Genomic DNA, 23,098 nt, shown 5'->3' on the forward strand with positions numbered 1-23,098 from the left:
GACAACCACGATAGAAAGAAGCGTAAGACGGAGGCGAATGCGGCGTGGAGCTTAGACAACTGCAGTACTTCTTGAAGGTTGCCCAAAAAGAGCATGTCACCCGAGCGGCAGAGGAGCTGCATGTGGCGCAGTCCGCGGTCAGCCGGCAGATTCGTCTGTTGGAGCAGGAGCTGGGTGTTGATTTGTTCATGCAAAAAGGAAGGAATTTGCAGCTGACTCCGGTAGGCCAGCTGTTTTGCAAGCGGGTAGAATCGATTCTTAAGGATCTGGACCGTTCCGTGGCCGAAATCCATGAATTTCTGGACCCGGAACGGGGAGAAATCCGGATCGGCTTTCCTCACAGCATGGGAACGCATCTGATTCCGGCCATCGTTGCGGAGTTCAGGCAGCATTACCCGCATGTTAAGTTCCGGTTCAAGCAGGGGACCTATCCCTCCTTAATCAAGGATGTGCTCTCGGGTGAGGTGGATCTGGCTTTCATATCGCCCTGCCCGGACAGCGACGATCAATTGACCGGAGATGTGGTGATGACCGAAGAGCTGTTCGCCATCCTTCCTCAGAATCATCCGCTTGCCGAGGAGAAGGTTATAAGGCTAGAGCAGCTCAAGGAAGAACAGTTCGTACTGTTCAGTCCGGGCTACTCGCTGCGCCCTATCGTATGGCAGGCCTGTCTGAAAGCGGGCTTTACACCGCAGCTTGCGTTCGAGGGCGGAGAGACGGATACGATACGCGGTCTGGTCGCCGCGGGAATGGGGGTAAGCCTGCTGCCGGAAATGGCGCTGTTCCAGACAAGCTCGCTTCAGCCGGCTCAGGTGAAAGTGGTGGAGCCCACGGTTACCCGCACAATCGGGCTCATTCACCGTTCCGACGGCAAGCTGCCGCTCGTCGCCCGCTCGTTCAGAGCTTTTCTGCTGACTTATTTCAGAGTACGGCAAAATAATACCCCGGTCGGCTCCTAGAGCCTACCGGGGTTTGCTATTTGCTATGTTTCACAAAGGTTATTAGCGGTTTGAGGGTCAGTCTCGGTTGCTGTTGTAAACCATAATCAAGCGGAGCAGTTCGAGCACGGAAACTAGAGCGGCGGCAACGTAGGTCAGCGCTGCGGCATTAAGCACTTTGGCGACTCCGCGTTCCTCTTCATTCCGGATAAAGCCTTCCTCGACCATAACTTGGCGGGCGCGGTTACTCGCATTGAATTCCACCGGCAGCGTCACAAGCTGGAATGCGACGGCCGCCGAGAAGAAGATGATGCCTAGCCCGATCAAGTTCAAAGAACTGAACAGGAAGCCGGCCAGCAGCATGAACGGAGCGACGCCAGAAGCGAAATTTACAACTGGGAACATCCGGTGGCGCAGCACCAGCATCGGATAGTGAACCTTATGCTGGATAGCGTGGCCCACCTCGTGACAGGCTACGGAGACCGCCGAGATGGAACGTTCGTAATATACTGGCTCAGACAAGCGGACAACCCTGTGAATCGGGTCATAGTGGTCGGTGAGGGCGCCCCGGACGGGTTCGATCGGAACATCCCCGAGACCGTTCGAATCAAGCATACGTCTCGCGGCATCGTAACCGGTCATTCCGCTCAGGTTCGCAACCTGTGACCATTTGTTGAACGTTCCTTTTACCCTGAACTGCGCCCATAACGAGAAAAGAAAGGCTACTATTATTAATAGGTACATCATGTTCATTCCTCCACTTTTTGATCAGTTGATTTACATTGGAGGCCCTTGCGCCAGCAGAATGCGGATCGCTTCGATGCAGGCGGCCCCTTGCGGGATCAAATGGGCCAGCGCCCGTTTGGCCTGTCCCGGCTTCAACTGGCTCAGCGCCGGTTCAAGCGCCTTGACCTCGCGCTGAAGCTGCTGCATATGGGCCTCAAGCTCCGCCAGCTTGCCGGATACATCGACGTCGGCTGTCGCCGCGTTCCACTTGGCTATTATGGACTTAATTTCTTCCAATGTATATTTTTCTTGTTTCAATTGATTAATACGTTCCAGGATACCCAAGGTTTCATGGCTGTACAGCCGGTAATTTTTCATACTCCTTGTTTCCGGATGGATTAGTCCGAGCTTGGTATAATAATCGATGGTACGCTCGCTGATACGAGCCGCCTTAGCCAGTTCGCCGATCCGATACAGGTTCATATCCCCATGCCGTTCACCTCGCAGTCGTATATTATTTAGGCCATGGCAGGAAAAAGGCCTGCTTTCTTGATGTATGATAATGATATCAACCGCAAACCGTACAGTCAAACGTCATACTTTCATAAAGTATATGTGTTAAACTTTTCATTGATGCTGCTAAATATTTACTGAAAATTTATTTCTCTTTTCGTGAAAAATACTCTTGTCAACTTTGATTCGTTTTGCTTATAATGACATTAAGAGTTTCATGCTTTGTTAGAATATATTACATAGGGGAGTGGGGAGTAATGAAGAGAAAGTGGTTATGTTTTGTGTTAGCGATGCTAACATTAACGATTTACCCGGTTAGCGCTTTTGCCGCTGACGGTCCTACGGCTCCGGACCTGCAAATCGGTCTGGACACAGCATTTACTTATTTGGCTTTTATCCTGGTATTCTTTATGCAAGCTGGCTTTGCCATGCTTGAAGCGGGTTCCGTTCGAATGAAGAACGCGGGCCACGTTGCCGGTAAGACCGTTCTGACGCTTGCGATTGCAAGCATTTGCTTCTGGGCTCTCGGCTTTGGCCTTGGCTTCGGCAACGGCAACAGTTTCTTCGGCACGTCGGGCTTTGGATACGGCGGTGATTCGATGGCTTCTTCCTTTGAATCGCTGGCATTCTCCGACGTAACCTTGAATGTGAAATTCCTGTTCCAAATGGCGTTTGCGGCTGTTTCGCTTGCCATCGTCTCCGGTGGTATGGCTGAACGCGCGAAGCTGAGCGTATACATTATCTTCGGTATCCTTTTCTCCATCTTTATTTATCCGGTTGTTGCTCACTGGGTATGGGGCGGCGGCTGGTTGGCAACGATGGGCATGCAGGATTATGCAGGTTCGACAGTAGTCCATCTGACGGGTGCAACGGCTGCGGTAGTAGCAACGATCTTGCTGAAACCTCGTCTTGGCAAGTTCAACAAAGAAGGCAAGCCGGTTATTATTCCGGGGCATAACCAAGTATTCACGGTTCTCGGCGTTATCATTCTGTGGTTCGGCTGGTTCGGATTCAACCCCGGCAGCGCACTGAGCCCGATGGGCGGATTCTTCGGATATGTAGCCTTGACCACCAATATTGCAGCGGCAGCCGGTGGTCTTGCGGCTCTGGTAGCTTCCTGGCTGTACTTCGGCAAGTCCGACATTCCTGCAATGCTGAATGGCGTTTTGGCCGCTCTCGTAGCCATTACCGGCGCCTGCGCCTTTGTTGAACCTTGGGCAGCCTTTGTTATCGGTGTCGTTGCCGGCGCCTTTACATTCATGACTTCGCAATGGCTGGAACGCGCGGGTCTTGACGATCCGATCTACGCGTTCTCCGTACACGGCATCGCCGGTATGTGGGGTGCGGTATCCACTGGCTTGTTCGCGACTCCTGAGCTTGTTGAAACCGTAGGTATCGGTAAAGCCGGTCTGTTCTATGGCGGCGGCGTACACCAGTTGGGCGTTCAGGTTCTGGGCGTAATCGGAACTTTTGCCTTCGTTGCCATCCTGTCCTTTGTCTTCCTGTATATCATGAAGCTGGTAAGCGGCATTCGCGTTACGGAAGAAGAAGAATTGATGGGTCTGGATATCAGCGAACATGGTACTTACGGATATCCTGAGCAAATGAAGCTGATTTCGGAATCCGAGACCTCGAAACGCTAATCATATTACGAATTACGAACATTTGGGAGGCGGACCGAGTGACACCGATGGAGTCTGACGATTGGGACTATAAAGCAATTTATAAGTCCATCGTAACTTCCGGTTCGCCGCAGGAGCTTAAGACAAGGCGTGTCGCCTGTCAAAGCAATCTCCTCAAACAGTTGAATGTTATCCCGATAGAGGAATGGATGCTGCGCGTCAATGCGATGCACGATGCTATTGCAGAAGCGGCAGTTGCTTTATCCGAGGCGCAGATGATTGAGGCGGGCCATGGCCCGCCTCCCTGCGCTTATTCCTTTATTGTTTTCGGCAGCGCGGGAAGAAAAGAAACGACGTTGTGGAGCGATCAGGATAACGGGCTGATTATTGAAGGGGAACCGGAGGAAGCGAAGGAGAAGTATTTTGAAGAATTCGGGATCAGGCTTTCCTTACTGCTGGCTGATACCGGATATGAGAAATGCGAAGGCAAGGTCATGGTTTCCGAGCCGATGTGGCGGAAGACTCTGATTGAGTGGAAGGAACAGCTGACGGGCTGGAGAACCCAGTTTGAATGGGAACCTATTCGATATCTTATTATCTGTTCCGATATGCGTCATATCGCGGGAGACCGCAGTCTCTCCGAGCAGTGGCTGGATTTTTATCATGAAGGATTCGTCGATAATCCCAAGCTTTGGACGGCTGTTCTTCGCAATACTGTCCGTCACAAAGCCACGCTTAATCTGCTAGGGCAGGTGCTTACCGAACGATTCGGGGATCATGCGGGCGGATTTGACGTTAAATACGGGCTGTATATTCCATTGGTTAACGGTGTAAGATACTTTTCTTTACAGCGTGGAATTCGCGAGACCTCGACATTGGAAAGACTAGAGGCGCTGAGTAAGGAATTCAATCATTTGCCGGAAGGTGTGCGGAGCGCGTTCCTGACAGCGCTAAAGATGAGGGTCAACACTCCCTATTCGGTTCAAGACGGTCTTTTGTCAAGCAGCGATTTTGCATCTGAAAATGAACTGAGGAACAGGCGGCTGATGTCAGAGCTGCGAGATAGCCTACTGCTTGTGAGACGCATACATCGCGTCCTGCAGCGCCAGCTCCGGTCAGCGGAAAGGAGACAGCTATGAAGGAGCCGAACAAAGGCGGCGGGTTCTGGAACAACCTAAGACACGGCGGAATGCCGTCTGCGATCGCTTCGATTCGTGGCGGAGAAACCGCGCAGCAGACCGCGCAGCAAATGGCTTTTATCCGCTCTCTGATGCGGGAGAAACGCCGTCCGGAGGTGCTGCATACACCCTTGTCCGAGCTTGAAACGGTTGTGTTCGATTTGGAGACGACGGGGTTTTCAAGCCAGCATGGGGATGAAATTCTGTCTTTTGGAGCCATAAAAGTTGTCGGAGAGGAAATCAAGGAGGAAGAATGCTTTCACACACTAGTGAATTGCAGTACCTCCATTCCTGCAAACATTACCGAGCTGACAGGAATAACCGAAGAAATGTGCAAAACGGCGCCTTCGCTGATGGACGGACTTCATAATTTCATGTCTTTTGTGGGCAAAAGAGTGCTGATCGCTCACGCGAGCGCTCACGACAAAGCTTTCCTAAATGCGGCGCTCTGGAAAACGTCAAAGGTCCAGCTTACCCACCGTGTGCTGGATACGATGATGCTAGCGCGCTGGCTAGAGCCAACCCGAAGCAACTACACGCTAGACGAGCTGCTGGCGGTTCATGGCATACCGATTCACGGAAGGCATAACGCGCTTGAAGACGCCAAGATGACGGCAAGGCTCTGGGTGGCTTATCTGCGTGAAATCGCCCAGCACAAGAAGGTAGAGACATTGGGAGAGTTATATGCCTACTTGAGCAGAAGCTGAATCCGGGACTGAATCAGGGAGAAGGATAGCGCTCCGTCTCCGATTCTGGTGCGTTGGATATTGTACCCGTTCAAATGAAAGGGATGCTCGGGTTCTGAACCGGGAGCTCCAATCAAATATACCGCAAAATGGTCGTCCAGTCCGCTCAGTCCGTCGAAATCGGCCGGAGAAGGCTGGGGGAGCGTCCGCGGATGGGAGTGGAACAGGCCAACTGGAGGCGGCGTCAAATATAGCGCCGAAATCCAGTCGGCCGGATGGGGAACGAAAGTATGCAGCGGGTCAGGCGCTACGTTGCGCATGGGCACATAGGTGTCGATGAGCATGCCGCCCGCTGCGGCAGCACCCAGCAGGAAGCCGCACGCTTCATGCGGAAGAGCGGATGCCAAATGCTTCCCCAGCGCTTGGTATACGGAAGGTTTCAGCCATATGGGCGGGACTTTTCCCTGGATTGTTGTCATTGTTCACCCCTCTCTCTTCATTGGGTTTCGTCCTGGACGAAATCCTCTTTTTTTGTCCGGATTCCGGATTCAAGTAAAGTAATCTTATTCATCGCATGGTTTGTTTAAAAATACACGTAGCTCTCGACTTGTTTAATTCCACCTTGGCGGTTTGAAACTTGCCGGGTCGGGGGTACAATAGGAGTTAACCACTCCACTTGCAAAGGATAAGCCGCGATGAAGATAGCAAACCGTAGAAACCTGATGATTGCCGTTATAGCGCTAATTGTGGCATCCGTAACGATGATGTCGCTGCACCTCGGGAAGAAGAATGAAACCGCCTTTCAGCAGAAAGAGGCGCTGCCGGCAACCCAGGTGACTCTTCCGGCAATCGCTACGGCTTTGCCGACCGAGAGCGGGCCCAAGGTCGGTCTTCTTGCGCCTTCCTTTACCATTCAGGGTGAGGATGGCACCACTTATGCCGTCGGGGGAGCAAGGAATAAGGCTGTCCTGCTAAACTTCTGGGCTTCCTGGTGCGATCCCTGTCAGAAAGAAGCGCCCGAGTTGAACAAAATAGCTGAAAAATACAAAGGTACGCTCGATATTTACGGCATTAACGTCACCAGCTACGATTATAAAGCCAATGCCCAGCGTTTTGTCAAGAAATACAATCTGGCCTTTCCTGTAATGTTCGACCTCAAGGGCGAGGCTTACGCCAAATATAATGGAACCGTATTCCCTACCAATGTGCTGATTGACCGAAACGGCGTGGTTGCCGAGATCATTCTCGGAGGACTGACGGCGGAGCAGATGGATGAGAAGCTGAAGAAGCTGGTGCAGCAGTAAGACTTATAAGATTAGCAAAGAAAAAGAGCCGTTCCCGCGCCGGAAAGCATAGGGGAACGGCTCTTTTGCCGGATTCAGCTTAATATTTTGAAGTTGACAGGACGAACCGGTTGTACTCAATGATTGACTAGCCCGCACTGGCCAAGATCCAGCAGATCGGTTGTCTCCGGTGACATTTGACCCAGCAGGGCGTAGCGCATACTGTCGACCAGCGCTTCCCAGCTTGCCTCGATGATGTTGGCGGATACGCCGACTGTGCTCCAGGTGTCCGTGTAATTTTTAGATTCGATAAGAACCCGAACCTTCGCGGCGGTCTGATCCTTTTCGTCGAGAACCCGCACCTTGTAATCGGACAGATGCATTTCCTTGAGCTGCGGGAAGTGGGCCAGAAGCGCCTTGCGAAGCGCATTGTCGAGAGCGTTGACAGGACCGTTGCCTTCTCCGGCGGTATACAGCGTTTCGTTTCCTACTTTCAGCTTGACGAATGCTTCCGAGACAACAGGTTTTCCAGCGGATTTCTCAACAAGCATTTTGAATGACTCGAAGGTGAACAGCTCGTTCATTTCGCCCGTCGCTTCACGAAGCAGCAGTTCCAGCGAAGCGTCGGCGCCTTCGAACTGGTAGCCTTGATGCTCCAGATCCTTGATCTTGTCGATTACTTTCCGCGCCTGCTCGCTGCTTGGGTCGAGATTCAGGCCCATCTCCTGAGCCTTGGACAGCACATTGCTCTGACCGGCCAGTTCGGAGACAAGCACGCGCTGCTTGTTGCCAACCAGTTCGGGAGAAATATGCTCATACGTGCGGGAATCGCGCAGGATGGCCGAGACGTGAATACCGCCTTTATGCGCAAACGCCGCGCTTCCCACATAAGGCTGGTTCACCGGCATGTTGACGTTAGCGACCTCACTCACGTAACGGGCCGTATTCGTTAGCTGCGGCAGAGAATCGCCTGGGATGCAATTGTAACCCATCTTGAGCTGCAGCGTCGGGATGATGGAACAGAGGTTGGCGTTCCCGCAGCGTTCGCCATACCCGTTGATCGTTCCCTGCACCTGGCGGGCACCAGCCTCAATTGCGCTGAGCGCGTTGGCTACGGCAAGCTCGCAGTCGTTGTGGGTATGGATACCCAGCGGCGCTCCGGGGAGCCTAAGGCCCAAAGAGGAGACGATGTCCCGGATCTCATGCGGTAGCGTTCCACCGTTCGTATCGCACATAACGAGCCAATCCGCCCCGGCTTCGCGAGCCCGCGACATAACCGCGGCGGCGTAATCGGGATTATTCTTGTATCCGTCGAAGAAGTGCTCGGCGTCGAAAATGACTTCAAGCCCTTTGCTTTTTAAATAAGCGATGGAATCGCCGATCATGGCGAGATTTTCCTCAAGGGTAGTTTGCAGCGCAGTATGCACGTGGAAATCCCATGATTTGCCGACAAGCGTGGCCGCGGGTACGCCTGCAGCCAGTATACGCTGAAGATTATCGTCTTGATCCGCTTGGGAGTTTTTGCGGCGCGTACTGCCGAATGCGGTAATTTTGGCGTGCAAATGAAGATCTTTTACTCTTTTGAAAAATTCAATATCCTTCATATTGCTTCCAGGAATGCCACCTTCAATATAGTGCACACCCAGATCGTCGAGTTTCTTGGCGATTTTCAGCTTGTCGTCCGCCGACAGACTGATACCTTCGCCTTGGGTGCCGTCGCGCAGCGTTGTATCGAAGATGGAGATGGACTTTGGCATGTGCGTCCTCCTAAAAGTTTTGATAGCATAGTCTACTTGAGCCGCTTCGCAAAACTGGCATCGGAAGCGTGAACTTAGTTTTGATAGCATAGTCTACTTGAGCCCGCTTCGCAAAACTGGCTTCGAAAGCGTGAACTTAGCGGGAATGAATTTTTATATTATAGCATTTTTGCGCGGGAATGTAACAGAGAACCTACACAATTATAATACATTTCCAGCGAAAAAAGAGCGGGAAATTCCGGCGGGGTACGCTTAAGGGCGCGGTCAGCTAAAGCGTCTCGTCCATTGGCTCTCCGGATTGACCTGCTGAGCGGGGAGCGTTATGCTAAAAATCAGGTGGGGAATAGGCGCATCAGCAGTATTAGATGAAGGAAGAGGGACGAGCATGAGCGAAAATGTGGACCGGTATTATCCCGCAATCGGCCGGGTCATTTTGCATGTGGATATGAATGCGTTCTACTGCTCCGTCCATGAGGCGGAGAATCCGGAAGCTTATAGAGGCAGACCGACCGCCGTAGCCGGAAGCATGGAGCTTCGCAAAGGAATTATCGTCACCTGCTCGTATCCGGCAAGACGGCGGGGCATATCGACAGGCATGCAGGTGCAGAAAGCCTTGAGGATATGCCCCGAGCTGATTGTCATTAAACCCGATTTTCATCTCTACCGACGCTATTCCGCCGCATTCATGCAAATCGCCTACAACTATACGCCGATGCTGGAGGCGGTATCCATCGACGAGTGCTACCTCGATATAACCGGATCGCGCCAGTTCGGCACACCGCCGGAGATCGCCGAGACGATCCAGCGCAGAATTATGGAGGAACTTGGACTGCCATGTTCAATCGGAATCGCGCCCAACAAGCTGCTGGCCAAGATGGCCTCGGATCTCAAGAAGCCGAGCGGCATTTCGATTCTAAGGCTGAGGGATGTGCCGAAACTGCTGTGGAACAAGCCGTGCGGCGAGATGTTCGGGATCGGCGGCAAGACGGCGGAGAAGCTGACGAAGCTGGGTATCTACAGCATCGGACAGCTGGCTGCAGCGGATGAAGGGATGCTGACGGACGTCTTTGGCGTTATGGGTTCCTGGCTCAAACGCGCTTCGAACGGCATCGACGACTCTCTCGTAAATCCGGAGCGTGAGCAGAGCAAGTCGATTGGACACACGACGACGCTTCCCGGCGACATCGAAGGGCTTGCCGAAGCGCGGCCGGTTCTGCTCGCCTTAAGCGACCAGGTGGCAAGAAGGCTGCGGCGGCAGAAGCTTGTTGCAAGCGGCGTTCAGCTTACCGTGCGAACACCGGATATGAAGACCATCACCCGCTCGAGGCAGCTGGAAGTTCCGACCGAGACGGCAGAGGAAATATATAAAGCGGCCTGCGGGCTGTTCCAAAAGCATTGGAACGAGGAGAAGCCAATCCGGCTGCTCGGAGTGACGCTGCACGGCTTGACTCCGAAGGAGGAGTCCGCCATTCAGCTTGATCTGTTCGATTACGAGCGACAGCCGAAAAAGGAATCGCTGAACAAGGTGATGGATATGCTGCGCAACAAATTCGGCGAGAATGCTGTGCTGACGGCCGGGATGCTGGGCGACTCGCATACCGCTCTGCTGCGGAACCATCAGGCGCGCGGAACCTCGCTGCAAAAGGATCAGCTGCGGCGGCCGTCTCAGAATGAAGAGTGACGGAATTCATGGCGGAAATCACAAAAGCGTGGGAATACGGATTGAAATTGCCGTCTTTTTATATTAATATGACAAGAAGAAACGACAACTCGTCCACAAGGAACGACAATCGTTATTATTACAGCCTGCCTTGAGCGGAGCTGATTGGTCAACAGGAGGCAGAGAACTATGGCTAAATACACTTGGGTCGAGAAAGACACCTGCATCGCATGCGGAGCTTGTGGCGCTACGGCCCCGGACATTTATGATTATGACGATGAGGGACTGGCTGAGGTCATCTACGAAGCGGACGCAAACCGCGGCGTAACGGACATCCCGGAAGATTTGTTCGATGATTTGCAGGATGCCGCTGACGGCTGTCCGACGGACTCCATCAAAATTGCGGATACGCCTTTTAACAAGGAAGGCTAACTTTTTCGCCGTTTCATGGATTGAGCTAATTCAGCTCATTAAGAGACATCCCGTTTCACAGATTTTATCGTGAACGGGGTGTCTTTTTGCCGTTCTCGGTCCGATATATAGTATAAACGTTGAGCCTGTTCCAACTATACGGAGGTAATGATGAAAAATTCGCAGTACCTCAAGCAGTATGTGCAGAAGCATCCTGAAAATAAAATGGCGTGGTATTTGCTGGGGAAAGAATATAAGAAGAACGGGCAGGAAGGGAAGGCAAACTATTGCTTTAATCAGGCTGGAGGCGTGTATGAAGCCTTTGAACAGAGCAAGGTGCCGGGAGATATGCTCCGTGAGTACGAGGAAGGGCTGCTCCGGACGGCCCGTGAGCGGGAGCGGCGGACAGGCGTGACACGCAAGCTGCTGCTGGCCTTGTCGCTGTTCCTGCTTGTTCTGATGCCTGCTGCGGCCATAGCGCCGGGTAAAGATTTGGGAGTGCCGGCCGAAAAACCTTACGCGGTTCAGTCTGCTGACTTGTCCGCACTTTCCGAAGGGCAAGCCGGCCGTGGGAAGCGCGGCGGATCAGAACCAACGGCGATTAATAAAGTTCTGTTCACTGCCAGAGAGGCGGGAAACGGGCCGTCAGCGCGCGATCTGGCCGGAATACTCGGAAGCGGAGGCGGCAAGGCTCATGCTTTGACTGCCGTGCTGGGCATGAAGCGCTCGGGGAAATGGCTCCTCTGGAAAGAGCGGCTTCCCGTGGCATATACAGTGGATCGGGGGGAGAACGGACGAACGACGATCCAGTCCTACGATGCAGCAGCCTGCGCCTGCAAGCCGCCGGATGCTGGGACCCTCGCGGAGCGCGCCGCCGGATGGCAGGAGCGTCAGGAGCAGCTGGCAGCTCTCTGGAGCGCGCTGGCCGGCTTCCGCGCGGCCAAGGGAAGGCTTCCGGAATCGCTCTCCGAGCTGGCTGGAGATTTTCCGGGTAATTGGCTGGCCGGGACGACGCCGCTGATGGAGCGTGCGTTCGGGCCGCTGAAAGCGATAGCGGCGGAACGGAGCCGGAAGGGGGCGCAAGGCGCTGCGGCTGGGTCGACGGCGCCGGACCAGGATGCGGAAGCCTCAGCAGGGGCAGCAGCATCGGCAGGAGAAGGCGGAATGGAGATGCCGTTCCTGTCCCAGCCGCTCGCCATTCTCATCGACAAACAAAAACACCGCCTGGCGGTGACCAGCGGCGGAATTATCGTACGAAGCTATGAAGTAGGTCTTGGAGGAAGCCGGACGCCGGAAGGCCGCTTCGTTTTTACCGACAAGGTCGTGAATCCGAACGGACATGACAATGGGGAATTCGGCAGTAGGGGCATGCAGCTGTCAGACACCAACTATGCGATCCACGGAACCAATGAACCGGAAAGCGTTGGCCAAGACGAATCTATGGGCTGCATTCGAATGAAGCGGGACGATATTGAGGAGTTGTTCAATCTTGTTCCCAAAGGAACAAGATTGCAGATCGTCAAGGGGGGTCTTCTGCCAGACGAAACGCTGAGTTCAAAGAAACCTTTCACCCTAAACGCCGCCGGGAACCAGTCCAACCCCCGTAAAGAGTACCATTGGCTGAATTAACTGCCTGTTACGATAAAGAGGACGATGAAAACAAGCACAAGCAGCGCAATACTAACGCCGACCCAGACAATCGCTTTGCGGTTGACCTCTTCTTTTTTCTGATGCATCGTAGGCGGTTTGCGTTTGGCTGACATAGGGATCGACCTTCCTTTTCTCTTATCGTTAATTCCAAGTACCCTTACATTGTAATGCGTTTACAAAAAAAATACTATACTCCTTGTCCATGACGGTCTCCTCGGGCTGAGGCGAAAACTTTTCTTTTCTCGCGGAAAAGGCTAAAATCATTATGAAACCTTATGCCTGAAGGAGCGAGAACGGTGCTATATCGAAATATTGCTAAACCTTTTTTCTTCAAAATGGACCCGGAAGCAGCGCACCATCTCGTCATCGGGGGACTGGAAAGAGCGGCCGCCCTGCCGGGAGGACGCTCTGCTCTGCGTCTGATGTACGGCGTCCCGGAGACGCCGGAGCTGGCTGTCGACCTGTTCGGTCTTCATTTTCATACACCTGTAGGACTTGCGGCAGGATTGGATAAGAACGCCCAGGCGGTTCCCGGAATTTCGTCAATCGGCTTCGGCTTCATGGAGGTCGGCACGGTGACGCCGAAGGGACAGCCGGGAAACGAGCAGCCGCGGCTGTTCCGGCTTCCGTCCGATGAAGCGCTCATCAACCGGATGGGCTTCAATAACGAAGGCGCGGAAGCTATGGCGCGGCGTCTGAAGTCGGAAACCGGACGGAGTATTCCGGTGGCGGTGAATATTGGCCGGAACAAGACTACCGGAAACGAAGCCGCGCACGAGGATTACCGGAAGTGCATTCGTACGCTGTATCCGTACGGTGATTTTTTTGTAGTCAATATCAGCTCGCCGAATACGCCTGATTTGCGCAGCCTCCAGCACGGAAGCGAGTTGACCCATCTGCTCTCCGAGGTTAAGGAAGAGATGGAGCTTCAGCGCAAGGCAAGCGGCGTCAAGAAGAGCATACTTGTCAAAATCGCCCCCGATGTCAGCGCATCCGAACTTGAATATATGGTGCACGCGCTGACAGAAACGGGAATGGATGGTATCATAGCTACCAACACGACGGTTCGCCGTGAGGGACTCACCCATGAAAGAGCATCGGAGACCGGAGGACTCAGCGGAAAGCCGCTGCGGGACAGATCGACGGAGGTTATTTCCGCGATCTACCGCCAAACGAACGGAAAGCTGCCGATTATCGGATCAGGCGGCATTTTCACCCCGCAGGACGCCTATGACAAGATTCGGGCGGGCGCAAGCCTGGTCGAAATTTATACGGCGCTGATCTACGAAGGACCTGAGGTGAACCGCAGGCTGCACGCCGGACTGCGGAATCTTCTGCGGCGGGACGGGTTCCGGCATATCTCCGAGGCGGTGGGCGCGGACGTCCAAATATAAGCAAAGGTAAGCTTTGAACGCTTATCCTTGGGAACTTATATTTCTAGAGAAACGGGTGCAGTCCTTAAAGAGGCTGCACGGCCGTTTCTTCTTGGCAGGAGCGGCGACGAGAGACAGGAGGAAGGACGATGGACGGCAGGGATTGGGGCACTTTTTTGCTTCCTTATGAACAGACAGTGGAAGAACTTAAGGTCAAATTCAAAACGATGCGCGCGGAGCTTAAAAAGCGCGAGGAATATACGCCGATCGAATTCGTAACCGGCCGGGTGAAGCGGCTCTCCAGCATTCTGGAAAAGGCTAAGCGCCTGAATGTGCGGATGGAGGATCTGGAGCAGGGGATTGAGGATATCGCGGGTATACGAATAATGTGCCAATTCGTGGAGGATATCCGGCGTGTGGCGGAATTTGTCCGCGCTCGCAAAGATCTGGAAGTGGTATATGAGAAAGACTATATTACCAATTACAAAGAGAGCGGCTACCGCAGCTTCCATATGATCATCAGATATCCGGTGCAGACGGCCCTCGGGCAAAAGATCGTGCTGGCCGAAATTCAGATCCGCACCTTGGCGATGAATTTCTGGGCGACTATCGAGCACTCTCTGAACTATAAATACCGGGAAAGCCTGCCGGATGAAATCAGGCTGCGCCTGAAGACGGCAGCGGAGGCCGCGTCGATATTGGACTCTGAGATGTCCAGCATCCGGGAAGAGATCCTGGAAGCGCAGAAGACGTTTGAGGAAAATTCCAATACGACGACCCAGGTGCTTCATGCGATACATCAATTGTATTTCTACCATCTTGTCAATGAAGCGATCCGCAGCCAGGAAGAGTTCAACGAAATTTGGCAGCGCCAGGACATGGAAGCGATGAAGGAACTGCTCCTGCGGGTTCGCGCGATGATTTCGCAGGCGAAGAAAGGCGATTTGCCGGATGGCTTATGATCGGTTGTATGTCGCATATCTGGTCTATTTCAACCGGGATCGCGATTTTTTTGAATGCCATGAGGTTCTGGAGGAACTATGGCTCTCCAAGGAACGCGATCCGCTGTATAAAGCGCTGCTTCAGGTTGCTGTGGGACTGTATCATTTCCGTAACGGCAACGTTCGCGGTGCGTTAATTATGTTGGAGGGCGCAGCGGCGAGACTCCGGCATTACCCGGATACGACGCTCGGCATTCATCTCGCCAAGCTGGTCCGCGAGACGGAAAGGTATGTCCGGCAGTTGAAGGAGTACGACAAGAAGCCGTTTCCTTATTACGATTTGACCATCGATATCGTGGATGGGGAGCTGGCGGTGGCGGTCCGTGCCGCCTCTCCCGGCATCAAGCCGAATATCCCTCAGCGGCGGGAGCCCCGCAGACAGCAGTCCTGCCGCCACTGATTAGGCAGGACTTAATAATTTACGGCACAGGGACACCCTCAAGGGGGTGTTCCTTGAGCTATTCAACCCTTTTGCTAAAGGGATTATCGGGAGGATGCAGCATGGCGGTACAACTTCCGCACTCCTTCTCCGAGCGGATGAAGGACCTGCTGGGACGGGAGTACGAAGCGTTTGCGGAGACGTATGGGGAGATTCCTCATACAGGTGTCCGAGTCAATACATTAAAGATTCCGGTGGAAGCGCTGCGACGGATTATGCCGTTTGGCATAGAGCCGATTCCCTGGTGCCCCACCGGGTTTTATACCCCAGAGGGAGCGAGACCCGGCAAGCACCCTTACTATCACGCCGGTCTTTATTATATTCAGGAGCCGAGTGCCATGGCGCCCGTAGAGCTGCTTGGCGTCCTGCCGGGCGACCGCGTACTGGATCTGTGCGCCGCTCCCGGCGGAAAGTCCACACAGATCGCCGCCAAGCTGCAGGGACGGGGAATGCTGGTCAGCAATGACCTGCATTCCGAACGGACCAAGGCTCTGGCTAAGAACCTGGAACTTTGCGGCGCGAGGAACGCGGTCGTCCTGAACGAGAGCCCGGAGAGAATCGCCGCGGCGTTCCCCGGGTTTTTCGACCGCATCCTGATTGATGCCCCATGCTCCGGCGAAGGCATGTTCCGCAAGGATGAGGATATGGTGCGGCAGTGGGACGAGAGCACGCCGGCCAAATACGCCGGCATGCAGCGCGAGATTCTGCAGGCGGCGGCGCGCGCGCTGAAGCCGGGCGGCACATTGGTCTACTCGACCTGTACTTTTTCGCCGGAGGAGAATGAAGGCGGCATCACCGAGTTTTTGGCCGGGCATCCGCAGTTTTCGGTCGTTCCGGTCGGAGGAACAGGCTCCTTTGCCCCAGGATTCCAGCCGCTTCCGGATACGGCGCGTTTGTGGCCCCACAAGGTAAAGGGTGAGGGACATTTTATTGCCGTCTTAAGGCAAGAAGCAACGGCTGGAGAGAATACCGCCGGAACGCGGTCCGGCGACCCGTCTTTGCCGGCCGCTCCGCGCCGGGAGATCGGCGGCCGGACAGCCGTCCCCCGCAAGGACAAGACTCCTGAAAGCCGTGTCGACAACCGCAGCGGCCGATCTTCCGGCAGGAACGGAAGCCGGGGACGGAGCGTGGCCGTTACGTCGGTGGGTGACATTATGGCAGCGTATGCGGAGTTTACCCGGGAACAGCTGGGCTGGCAGCCGGAAGGCTTCCCCATACTGTTCGGGGAGCATTTGTACATGTCTCCGCTGTCGCGTGAAGCGCTGGACGGCCTGAAAACGGTGCGTCCCGGCTGGTACATGGGACAGGTCCGGAACGGACGTTTTATTCCAGGCCATCCCCTGGCGACGGCGCTTGCTCCGCATGAAAGCCGGCGAAGCGTGACGCTTGCCGGAGAAGGGGCGGAAGCGGTTTCCTATCTAAAGGGGGAGACTTTGTCGATTCCGTCGGACCGTCTGAGACTTGCCCCGGGTGCAGCACCAAAGGGCTACGTACTCGTCTGCATCGACGAATACAGCGTTGGCTGGGCGAAATGGCAGGACGGCATCCTCAAGAATGAATATCCCGCAGGCTGGAGGTGGACATAGATGGCAAAGACGAAAGGCGGCGAAGGTAAAAAGCAGCGGCTTGACAAGGTGCTGTCCCATGTCGGCTTCGGCTCGCGCAGCGAGCTGCGGAAGCAGGCGAAGCAGGGGCTCATTACGGTAAATGGCGCGGTCGTTAAAGACAGCGGCGCGCATGTCGATCCCTACGTCGACAAGATCGAAGTGGCTGGCGAGGCGGTCCTTTACCGGGAGCATATTTATCTCATGATGAACAAGCCGCCGGGCGTGCTGTCGGCAACGGAGGACAAACGGGACCGGACCGTACTGGATCTGCTGGAAGAGCGCTATGCGATGTTCGAGCCTTTTCCGGTAGGGCGACTGGATAAGGACACGGTGGGATTGCTGCTGCTCACGAGTGACGGCAAGCTTGCCCATGAGCTGCTGTCGCCGCGCAAGCATGTGCCGAAGACGTATGAGGCTGTTGTGGAAGGCGATGTCGGTCCGGAAGACGTGGCGGCTTTTGCGGAGGGAGTGAAGCTGGACGACGGTTATATGACCCTCCCCGCGCAGCTGGTCATTCTTAGCAGAGATCGCGGAAAACAAGTCATTTCGCGAATTTCCCTGACGATAACTGAAGGTAAGTTTCACCAGGTGAAACGAATGTTTCAGGCTGTCGGGAAAAAGGTCGTCTTTTTAAAAAGAGTCTCGATGGGCAATTTGTCTCTGGACGAGAGCCTGGCCGAAGGAGCCTGCCGGGAGCTGACCGAGGCGGAGCTAAAGCTGCTTGGCGCGGAAATTTAACATTCATGGCAACATACCGTGAAGATGCTATTTTATAATAAAAAGACAGATAAAAAGAATTTCAAGGATGGTGGAGAATGAAATACAAGCTGATAGCGCTTGATGTCGACGGTACGCTGCTGAACGACGATCACTCTTTAAGCCCCGAGAACAAGGAGGCCGTTGCGGAGGTCACCAGACAGGGAGGCCGGGTCGTTCTTTGTACGGGAAGAAACCCGAAGAACGCCCTTCCGCTTATGGAGGAAATGGGACTGACCGGTTATGTACTTGCAGACAACGGCGCCGTCACTGTGCGGGTGGAGGATCAGAAGGTCATTCATCAATACGCCATGGACGGGCGAGGACTGGATCCATATATTCAGTATTGCCGCGAGCGCGATATCCATTTTGACGTAAATACCGCTTTTGAGCTTTACGTGGACAATGTTGAGCATTTGACAAAAGAAGCCCATTTTATGTATGAGCATCTCCAGCTTGTTCCCGCGTCGCTTCCGGCTTGGGAGGAGTTCCGCGAACCAATTGTGAAGTTCACCGTGTTCTCCACAGCGGAAATCATGGACGAAGCCCAGCGGGATTGGAGCACATGGATGCAGTCGTTCAATATTCAGCGCAGCGGAGAGTTTTTCATCGATTTAATGCACCCCGAGGCATCCAAAGGCAATGCTCTAAAGCAGTTGGCCAAGCAGCTTGGCATCCATCAGGAGGAAGTGCTGTCGATTGGCAATTATTATAACGATATTTCGATGCTTTCCTTCGCTGGCTTGGGAGTCGCTATGGACAATTCCCCGCTGGAAGTCAAAGCGGCGGCTGACGTGGTCACCGGCACCAACAACGAGAACGGAGTATCCAAGGCGCTCATCAAATACTGTTTGTCTTAAACCGGAAGGGAAATGGGCATCGCCGGTAGATTTCAATCTCGGGTGTAAAAAAGCAGGTAATTAAACAATTTGCTTATGGATAATCGTTCATAAAAGAGTGCTCTTTAGCCGCGGCCAAGAGCACTCTTTTGTTATCCAAGCGTATAATATAAGGTAAACTAAATGAACAACGAGCGGGAAATAATGACGAGCAGAATGAACAGAACCAAAATGGCTCCGGTCGAAGTGAAGCCTCCGTAAGCTGGGCCCATGCGGATTCCTCCTTTAAAGGGACTGTCTCCCCGCTGCCGCCTTATACCGCCTCGGCTTCATGGGATAGAACCATCGTATGTAGGAAGGGCCTCTGCCGCTCCGGTCAGCCGCCCAGCGGATTTAATATGGGCGGGCTTCTACGGAAGGCGCAGTCCTTTCGGGTAATGGTTCTTGAGCTGGCCGGCGCTTGCTTTGCCCCAGCCTAGCGGCAGGCGATCCACAGTGACCAGCGTCCAGCCTTGCAGGTTATCCGGCACGGCCAGGCTCTCGCCCCGCAGCCAGCTTCTTGTCTCGGGGCTGTCCGGGTCCAGATCGAACACGCGAGCGGCCTGCTCCGGACGAAGTGCCATGGCGAGCGCATGCGCCGGTTCTAACCGGTTTTTCTTCAAATGAGCCAGATGAAGGCCGGCGCGCGGAATGCGCAGTCCTTGGAGAAGTTCCGTAGAACAGGATGCGCCAAATGAAGAAGGCAGCAGGTAGAGGGAATCTCCGAACAGAATGGGAATTCCATCCGGCCGGAATCTCGGGGTTTCCACTGCAGCCCATTCCAGGAACTGCCGGAATGCGGCCTGCGCGGAGGCTTCCGGTTGTCCGGCGGTTCGGCCTTTGCCCGCCCGGCCTCTGCGTTTGACGGAACCCTGAGCGGAGATGACGGCAGAAGGCTTATCCAAGTCCAAGGCCCCGCCTTTGGCCAGCAGCGCCACAAAATGTCCTTCGCCTTTTTCGAGATGCGGCCACAGCCGTTTAGTCGCGAGCAGCTCCATATCAGGATAATTTGCCGTAAGCCGCGATACGAGTTCTTCATTCTCTTTCGTGTTAAACGTACAGGTTGAATAGACCAGCCGGCCGCCCGGCTTCAGCATCGTGTAGGCGTCCTGAACAATGTCCCACTGCCTCGAGGCGCAGAGTTCCACATGCTCCGGCGACCATTCGCCGACGGCGCCCGGGTCCTTGCGGAACATTCCTTCCCCGGAGCAAGGGGCGTCAAGCATAATCCGGTCAAAGGCTTCCGGGAAGCGGCGCGCCAGCTCGCCAGGGTGTGCGCTGGTAACGAGGGCATTCATGATACCTGACCGCTCCACATTTTCCGCCAGTATTTTGGCCCGTTCGGGGTGGATTTCGTTCGATACGAGCAGGCCGTGTCCTTCCATCAGGGAAGCGATATGGGTCGTCTTGCCCCCGGGAGCGGCGGCGAGATCGAGCACCGTCTCACCGGGGCGCGGGTCGAGCAATACGGCGGCGGACATTGCCGACGGCTCCTGGATATAATATAATCCGGCCTCATGGTAAGGATGGCGGCCCGGGCGCGCAGGATCCTCATAATAATAACCTTCTGAGCACCAGGGTATGGGCTGAAGGCCGAATAGACTCATAGCTTTTTCCGCAGCGTTTCGTTCCGATTCCGTGCCGGTTTTTAACCTGTTCAGCCTTAGGCCTTGGGTCCTCGGCGCTGTGTATGTACCCAGAAAGGCGTCCGTTTCGTTTCCCAGCATCTCTTTGATCCTGGCTGTAAAAGCGGCGGGCAGCATTTCCTTATTCATTGTTGCAATCTCCTTTGTTCATTTTAATCAAGTTGGATAAAGCCTTGCGGCGCAAGGCCAAACGGCCCCACCCGTCGGACGATGACGGTTTTGTGTGTTGCCGTTTCAGACGTATGCCGATAAAATCTAAGTAGGAACTTTAACAGTGTCTATGTACATATGCTCAACTATAACATAATTGCCATGCAAGGCCGTTTTTTGAAGGATAAGAATTTATAGGCTCACCCGCTTATAAAATGTTCTTCTATTTCTGCGGGAAACGGCACCATCCCTGAAGGGGCGGGTGAAGTTGTTTCTTCCGGTAAAGGAAGGCGCAACCGTTTCATCTTAGGCAATAGAAAAGGGGACTTACTATATGAATTTGCTGCAAGCGCTCTTCTTTCCGCCGGAGCAGCCCGGCGGTGTATCCTCCATGATTCCGTATTTGCAGGAACGTTTTCGATCTAGCCGCTGGGAGATGGAGCTCTTCTGGCTGCCCAAGCGTATCCGCGGTAAAGGCAGCGACGAAATCGTCTTTGAAACTTTCGATTGGACACCGTACGGCGAGAGCCCTATCGTACAAAAATACATCCAAACCTACCGGGATTATTTATGGTGGACGAAGCTGCGCCTGAACAAACGGTACGATCTGATTCATGCGCATCATCCCATAGCCGGCATGGCGATGAAGAAAGTGTTTCCAGATGTGCCTCTCGTTCAGACGTTCCATTCCAGCTACGAACGCGAGCTGATCCTGAACGGAAAAATTGCCGAGGATGGGCTTGAACATCAGTTCCTGACTTTGATTTACCGGGAACTGGAGTACGTGAGCGACCGGCTGATGACCGTGTCACAGTCCTTTGCGGATTATATGTCCCATTATACAAAGGACCCGTCCCGCATCCAAATCATCCCGAACGGATTTGACGAAAAACGGTTTAAGCCGGTGGCTCATGAAAATGATGTCCCACAGTTGGTAACCGTTACCCGTCTCGTTCCGGCAAAAGGGATCGATGTGCTCTTCAAAGCCTGCGCCGAACTGAAGAAACGCGGACACGAATACGTGCTGCATATTATCGGCGACGGCCCGTTCCGCGCCGAACTGGAAAATCTCGCGAGATCGCTTGGAATATACAATGAAACGATTTTTTACGGGTACACGCTGCATCCTGAAGAATTTATGCCGTTCTTCGATATTTTCGTGTTGCCTTCCCGCGCGGAAGCATTCGGCTCCGTATTTGCGGAGGCTGCGCTGAGCTGTCTGGCGCTCGTCGGAACGGACGTCGGAGGCATTCCCGAGCAAATTGAGGACGGCGTTAACGGTCTGCTCGTCAAGCCCGACGATGTAGGCGCTCTGGCGGATGCGCTTGAGAAGGTAATCACAGATCCCGCTTACCGCTACGAGCTGTCCCGGTCGGCGTGGGAAAAAGCCAAAAATCTGTACTCGCTGACCCGCATCGCCAATGAACTGAAGAAGACGTATCTGCAGCTCCAAACCGATAGTAAAGGGTGAACCGGATGGTTCCGTTTCGTTTTGTGCATGCCGCGGATTTGCATCTGGATAGCCGGTTCGCCGGCTTGTCGCATATCCCGGTACCCGTTAGAGACTACCTGCGCGAAGCCGCATTCGCCGCCCTCGGGCGGCTTGTTGCCGTGGCGGCCGAGGAAGAGGCCGATTTCGTCGTCATCAGCGGCGACGTCTACGATTCCGCCGATTCTTCGCTTCAGAGCCAGTTGCGTTTTCATGAAGCGCTGCTGGAGCTCTCCCGCAACGGAATTGCCGTCTTCCTCATTCACGGCAATCACGACCCGCTGGACGGTCCGCGTCTTCATATGGAGCTTCCGGACGGCGTTACGGTATTCGGCGCCGACACGCCGGGGCAGGTGACGGTGGTGCGCCGCAGTGACGGACGGGAAGCGGCGGTCGTCAGCGGATTATCCTACCCCACATCCAAAGTGACGGAGAATACGTCGCTGCGGTATCGGCGGAAAGAGGGCAGCGGGCTGTTCCATATCGCGCTTCTGCACGCCAATGTCGATGGCGATCCGGCCCATGAGACTTACTCTCCCTGTACACGCAGGGATTTGATTGACTCCGGCTTCGACTATTGGGCTCTCGGTCATATTCATAAGCGCCGGATTCTTCATGAGCGTCCTTATATCGTATATCCGGGAAATATCCAGGGACGCAGCGTTAAAGAGACCGGACCAAAGGGCTGCTACGTTGTGGATGTGGACGGCAGCGGCATCGCCGGCCTGCGCTTCCGGGAGCTGGATGAAGTCCGCTTTCTGATTCGGGATATTTCAATTGACGGAATGGTCCGGGAAACGGAATGGATCGAGGCGGTTGAGCAGTCGGTCGAGGAAATTCGGGCCTTGCATCCGGAGATGATGTCCGTCGTGCGTTTCCGTATCATCGGCCGAGGCGTGGTTCACCGCGTTCTGGCTGAAAAAGGAGCTTCGGGAGATCTGCTGGACGAGCTGCGTCGGCGTGAAGCATTAAGGGCGGAACAAGGGCTGTTCCGCGGGCTCGTCTGGACCGAAGGCTTCTCCCTGGAATCCGGAACGGAGGTCGACCGTGAACGCCTGCTTGCGGAGGACAGCTTTCTCGGCGAAATGATGCGAATGGCGGCAGAAAGCGCCGAAGACGGCAAAGCTCTGGACGAGCTTGCCCGGCCGGCGCTGGCGCCGCTTGCGGAGAACCGTGAGCTAAGACGGCTGCTTGCCGAAGTCGGGGAGGACGACATGCGCGCCTGGCTGATGCGGGCGGCCGAAACGGCCGTGACGCTGCTGAGCGATGTTATGGAACCGGAAGAAGAGAGCCATCCATTCCTTGAAAGCCGGAACCGGCAAGGAGGTCGGTAAG

General features: G+C 54.5%; 23 protein-coding genes. 16 read left to right on the plus strand and 7 right to left on the minus strand.

Annotated elements, in window-relative coordinates; all coding sequences use genetic code 11:
* Positions 1–44: 44 nt before the first annotated feature.
* A complete protein-coding gene (locus PUR_RS10890; protein ID WP_179035259.1) occupies positions 45–959 on the plus strand; it encodes a glutamate biosynthesis transcriptional regulator GltC in 915 nt (304 codons plus the stop codon).
* A gap of 57 nt (positions 960–1,016) precedes the next feature.
* On the opposite strand, the gene PUR_RS10895 is transcribed toward PUR_RS10890, so the two are convergent.
* Positions 1,017–1,691, minus strand: a complete 675-nt coding sequence (locus PUR_RS10895) for a zinc metallopeptidase (RefSeq protein WP_179035260.1) — start codon at positions 1,689–1,691, stop codon at positions 1,017–1,019.
* A 24-nt stretch (positions 1,692–1,715) separates the two neighbouring features.
* The gene (locus tag PUR_RS10900) at positions 1,716–2,147 is read right to left on the minus strand and encodes a MerR family transcriptional regulator (protein WP_179035261.1); all 432 of its coding nucleotides are present in this window, start codon (positions 2,145–2,147) and stop codon (positions 1,716–1,718) included.
* A 287-nt stretch (positions 2,148–2,434) separates the two neighbouring features.
* On the opposite strand from PUR_RS10900, the gene PUR_RS10905 reads away from it, so the two are divergent.
* From PUR_RS10905 to PUR_RS10915, 3 genes are read left to right on the plus strand one after another with little or no spacing between them, the layout of a single operon-like run.
* Entirely contained in the window at positions 2,435–3,820 is a 1,386-nt protein-coding gene (locus tag PUR_RS10905) for an ammonium transporter (protein ID WP_179035262.1), read from the plus strand.
* Between the two features lie 47 nt (positions 3,821–3,867).
* Positions 3,868–4,938, plus strand: a complete 1,071-nt coding sequence (locus PUR_RS10910) for a DUF294 nucleotidyltransferase-like domain-containing protein (protein ID WP_179037862.1) — start codon at positions 3,868–3,870, stop codon at positions 4,936–4,938.
* Positions 4,935–5,684: an exonuclease domain-containing protein gene (locus PUR_RS10915; protein ID WP_179035263.1), complete on the plus strand. Its 750-nt coding sequence runs from the start codon at positions 4,935–4,937 to the stop codon at positions 5,682–5,684. The genes PUR_RS10910 and PUR_RS10915 overlap by 4 nt, the downstream gene beginning before the upstream one ends.
* Here the strand turns inward: PUR_RS10915 and PUR_RS10920 are convergent.
* On the minus strand, positions 5,666–6,142 hold the full coding sequence (locus PUR_RS10920; protein ID WP_179035264.1) for a M67 family metallopeptidase: 477 nt from the start codon (positions 6,140–6,142) through the stop codon (positions 5,666–5,668). The two genes, PUR_RS10915 and PUR_RS10920, sit on opposite strands and share 19 nt — an antisense overlap.
* A 216-nt stretch (positions 6,143–6,358) precedes the next feature.
* On the opposite strand from PUR_RS10920, the gene PUR_RS10925 reads away from it, so the two are divergent.
* Positions 6,359–6,967, plus strand: a complete 609-nt coding sequence (locus PUR_RS10925) for a TlpA family protein disulfide reductase (RefSeq protein ID WP_179035265.1) — start codon at positions 6,359–6,361, stop codon at positions 6,965–6,967.
* Between the two features lie 116 nt (positions 6,968–7,083).
* On the opposite strand, the gene cimA is transcribed toward PUR_RS10925, so the two are convergent.
* A complete protein-coding gene (gene cimA / locus PUR_RS10930) occupies positions 7,084–8,703 on the minus strand; it encodes a citramalate synthase (protein ID WP_179035266.1) in 1,620 nt (539 codons plus the stop codon).
* Positions 8,704–9,088: 385 nt separating this feature from the next.
* On the opposite strand from cimA, the gene PUR_RS10935 reads away from it, so the two are divergent.
* The 3 genes from PUR_RS10935 (at position 9,089) to PUR_RS10945 (ending at position 12,403) form a co-directional block, all read left to right on the plus strand.
* The gene (locus tag PUR_RS10935; RefSeq protein ID WP_179035267.1) at positions 9,089–10,384 is read left to right on the plus strand and encodes a DNA polymerase IV; all 1,296 of its coding nucleotides are present in this window, start codon (positions 9,089–9,091) and stop codon (positions 10,382–10,384) included.
* 168 nt (positions 10,385–10,552) lie between these two features.
* Positions 10,553–10,795 (plus strand): ferredoxin, encoded by a 243-nt coding sequence (locus PUR_RS10940; RefSeq protein ID WP_124695989.1) that lies wholly within the window; start codon positions 10,553–10,555, stop codon positions 10,793–10,795.
* A 147-nt stretch (positions 10,796–10,942) separates the two neighbouring features.
* Positions 10,943–12,403, plus strand: coding sequence for a L,D-transpeptidase (locus PUR_RS10945; RefSeq protein WP_232101811.1), 1,461 nt, complete (start codon positions 10,943–10,945; stop codon positions 12,401–12,403).
* Here the strand turns inward: PUR_RS10945 and PUR_RS10950 are convergent.
* On the minus strand, positions 12,400–12,537 hold the full coding sequence (locus tag PUR_RS10950) for a hypothetical protein (RefSeq protein ID WP_179035268.1): 138 nt from the start codon (positions 12,535–12,537) through the stop codon (positions 12,400–12,402). The genes PUR_RS10945 and PUR_RS10950 overlap by 4 nt on opposite strands.
* 183 nt (positions 12,538–12,720) lie before the next feature.
* Between PUR_RS10950 and PUR_RS10955 the strand changes: the two genes are divergently transcribed.
* The 6 genes from PUR_RS10955 (at position 12,721) to PUR_RS10980 (ending at position 18,460) form a co-directional block, all read left to right on the plus strand.
* Positions 12,721–13,818, plus strand: coding sequence for a quinone-dependent dihydroorotate dehydrogenase (locus tag PUR_RS10955; protein WP_179037864.1), 1,098 nt, complete (start codon positions 12,721–12,723; stop codon positions 13,816–13,818).
* A gap of 128 nt (positions 13,819–13,946) precedes the next feature.
* A complete protein-coding gene (locus PUR_RS10960) occupies positions 13,947–14,759 on the plus strand; it encodes a GTP diphosphokinase (protein ID WP_179035269.1) in 813 nt (270 codons plus the stop codon).
* Positions 14,749–15,198, plus strand: a complete 450-nt coding sequence (locus tag PUR_RS10965) for a DUF309 domain-containing protein (RefSeq protein ID WP_179035270.1) — start codon at positions 14,749–14,751, stop codon at positions 15,196–15,198. The genes PUR_RS10960 and PUR_RS10965 overlap by 11 nt, the downstream gene beginning before the upstream one ends.
* Positions 15,199–15,299: 101 nt before the next feature.
* Positions 15,300–16,823 carry an RsmB/NOP family class I SAM-dependent RNA methyltransferase gene (locus tag PUR_RS10970; RefSeq protein WP_179035271.1) on the plus strand — a complete coding sequence of 508 codons (1,524 nt, stop codon included), beginning with the start codon at positions 15,300–15,302 and terminating at the stop codon, positions 16,821–16,823.
* Positions 16,824–17,582, plus strand: a complete 759-nt coding sequence (locus tag PUR_RS10975) for a pseudouridine synthase (RefSeq protein WP_179035272.1) — start codon at positions 16,824–16,826, stop codon at positions 17,580–17,582.
* Positions 17,583–17,659: 77 nt separating this feature from the next.
* On the plus strand, positions 17,660–18,460 hold the full coding sequence (locus tag PUR_RS10980) for a Cof-type HAD-IIB family hydrolase (RefSeq protein ID WP_179035273.1): 801 nt from the start codon (positions 17,660–17,662) through the stop codon (positions 18,458–18,460).
* 158 nt (positions 18,461–18,618) lie between these two features.
* Here the strand turns inward: PUR_RS10980 and PUR_RS26020 are convergent, their stop codons facing one another.
* Positions 18,619–18,711 (minus strand): YjcZ family sporulation protein, encoded by a 93-nt coding sequence (locus PUR_RS26020; protein ID WP_232101812.1) that lies wholly within the window; start codon positions 18,709–18,711, stop codon positions 18,619–18,621.
* A 138-nt stretch (positions 18,712–18,849) separates the two neighbouring features.
* Complete coding sequence (locus PUR_RS10985; RefSeq protein WP_179035274.1) at positions 18,850–20,253, minus strand: RsmB/NOP family class I SAM-dependent RNA methyltransferase; 1,404 nt, start codon at positions 20,251–20,253, stop codon at positions 18,850–18,852.
* A gap of 355 nt (positions 20,254–20,608) precedes the next feature.
* On the opposite strand from PUR_RS10985, the gene PUR_RS10990 reads away from it, so the two are divergent.
* A complete protein-coding gene (locus tag PUR_RS10990; protein ID WP_179035275.1) occupies positions 20,609–21,745 on the plus strand; it encodes a glycosyltransferase family 4 protein in 1,137 nt (378 codons plus the stop codon).
* 5 nt (positions 21,746–21,750) lie between these two features.
* Positions 21,751–23,097, plus strand: coding sequence for a metallophosphoesterase family protein (locus tag PUR_RS10995; RefSeq protein ID WP_179037865.1), 1,347 nt, complete (start codon positions 21,751–21,753; stop codon positions 23,095–23,097).
* Position 23,098 lies beyond the last annotated feature (1 nt).

The organism is Paenibacillus sp. URB8-2 (assembly GCF_013393385.1).
GTDB lineage: Bacteria > Bacillota > Bacilli > Paenibacillales > Paenibacillaceae > Paenibacillus_AQ.

Excerpts from the sequence above, each read along its gene's own strand:
- PUR_RS10895 (WP_179035260.1), bottom strand. The coding sequence starts at position 1,691 with ATGAACATGATGTACCTATTAATAATAGTAGCCTTTCTTTTCTCGTTA.
- PUR_RS10900 (WP_179035261.1), bottom strand. The coding sequence starts at position 2,147 with ATGAACCTGTATCGGATCGGCGAACTGGCTAAGGCGGCTCGTATCAGC.
- PUR_RS10905 (WP_179035262.1), top strand. The coding sequence starts at position 2,435 with ATGAAGAGAAAGTGGTTATGTTTTGTGTTAGCGATGCTAACATTAACG.
- PUR_RS10910 (WP_179037862.1), top strand. The coding sequence starts at position 3,868 with ATGGAGTCTGACGATTGGGACTATAAAGCAATTTATAAGTCCATCGTA.
- PUR_RS10915 (WP_179035263.1), top strand. The coding sequence starts at position 4,935 with ATGAAGGAGCCGAACAAAGGCGGCGGGTTCTGGAACAACCTAAGACAC.
- PUR_RS10920 (WP_179035264.1), bottom strand. The coding sequence starts at position 6,142 with ATGACAACAATCCAGGGAAAAGTCCCGCCCATATGGCTGAAACCTTCC.
- PUR_RS10925 (WP_179035265.1), top strand. The coding sequence starts at position 6,359 with ATGAAGATAGCAAACCGTAGAAACCTGATGATTGCCGTTATAGCGCTA.
- cimA (WP_179035266.1), bottom strand. The coding sequence starts at position 8,703 with ATGCCAAAGTCCATCTCCATCTTCGATACAACGCTGCGCGACGGCACC.
- PUR_RS10935 (WP_179035267.1), top strand. The coding sequence starts at position 9,089 with ATGAGCGAAAATGTGGACCGGTATTATCCCGCAATCGGCCGGGTCATT.
- PUR_RS10940 (WP_124695989.1), top strand. The coding sequence starts at position 10,553 with ATGGCTAAATACACTTGGGTCGAGAAAGACACCTGCATCGCATGCGGA.
- PUR_RS10945 (WP_232101811.1), top strand. The coding sequence starts at position 10,943 with ATGATGAAAAATTCGCAGTACCTCAAGCAGTATGTGCAGAAGCATCCT.
- PUR_RS10950 (WP_179035268.1), bottom strand. The coding sequence starts at position 12,537 with ATGTCAGCCAAACGCAAACCGCCTACGATGCATCAGAAAAAAGAAGAG.
- PUR_RS10960 (WP_179035269.1), top strand. The coding sequence starts at position 13,947 with ATGGACGGCAGGGATTGGGGCACTTTTTTGCTTCCTTATGAACAGACA.
- PUR_RS10965 (WP_179035270.1), top strand. The coding sequence starts at position 14,749 with ATGGCTTATGATCGGTTGTATGTCGCATATCTGGTCTATTTCAACCGG.
- PUR_RS10970 (WP_179035271.1), top strand. The coding sequence starts at position 15,300 with ATGGCGGTACAACTTCCGCACTCCTTCTCCGAGCGGATGAAGGACCTG.
- PUR_RS10975 (WP_179035272.1), top strand. The coding sequence starts at position 16,824 with ATGGCAAAGACGAAAGGCGGCGAAGGTAAAAAGCAGCGGCTTGACAAG.
- PUR_RS10980 (WP_179035273.1), top strand. The coding sequence starts at position 17,660 with ATGAAATACAAGCTGATAGCGCTTGATGTCGACGGTACGCTGCTGAAC.
- PUR_RS26020 (WP_232101812.1), bottom strand. The coding sequence starts at position 18,711 with ATGGGCCCAGCTTACGGAGGCTTCACTTCGACCGGAGCCATTTTGGTT.
- PUR_RS10985 (WP_179035274.1), bottom strand. The coding sequence starts at position 20,253 with ATGAATAAGGAAATGCTGCCCGCCGCTTTTACAGCCAGGATCAAAGAG.
- PUR_RS10990 (WP_179035275.1), top strand. The coding sequence starts at position 20,609 with ATGAATTTGCTGCAAGCGCTCTTCTTTCCGCCGGAGCAGCCCGGCGGT.
- PUR_RS10995 (WP_179037865.1), top strand. The coding sequence starts at position 21,751 with ATGGTTCCGTTTCGTTTTGTGCATGCCGCGGATTTGCATCTGGATAGC.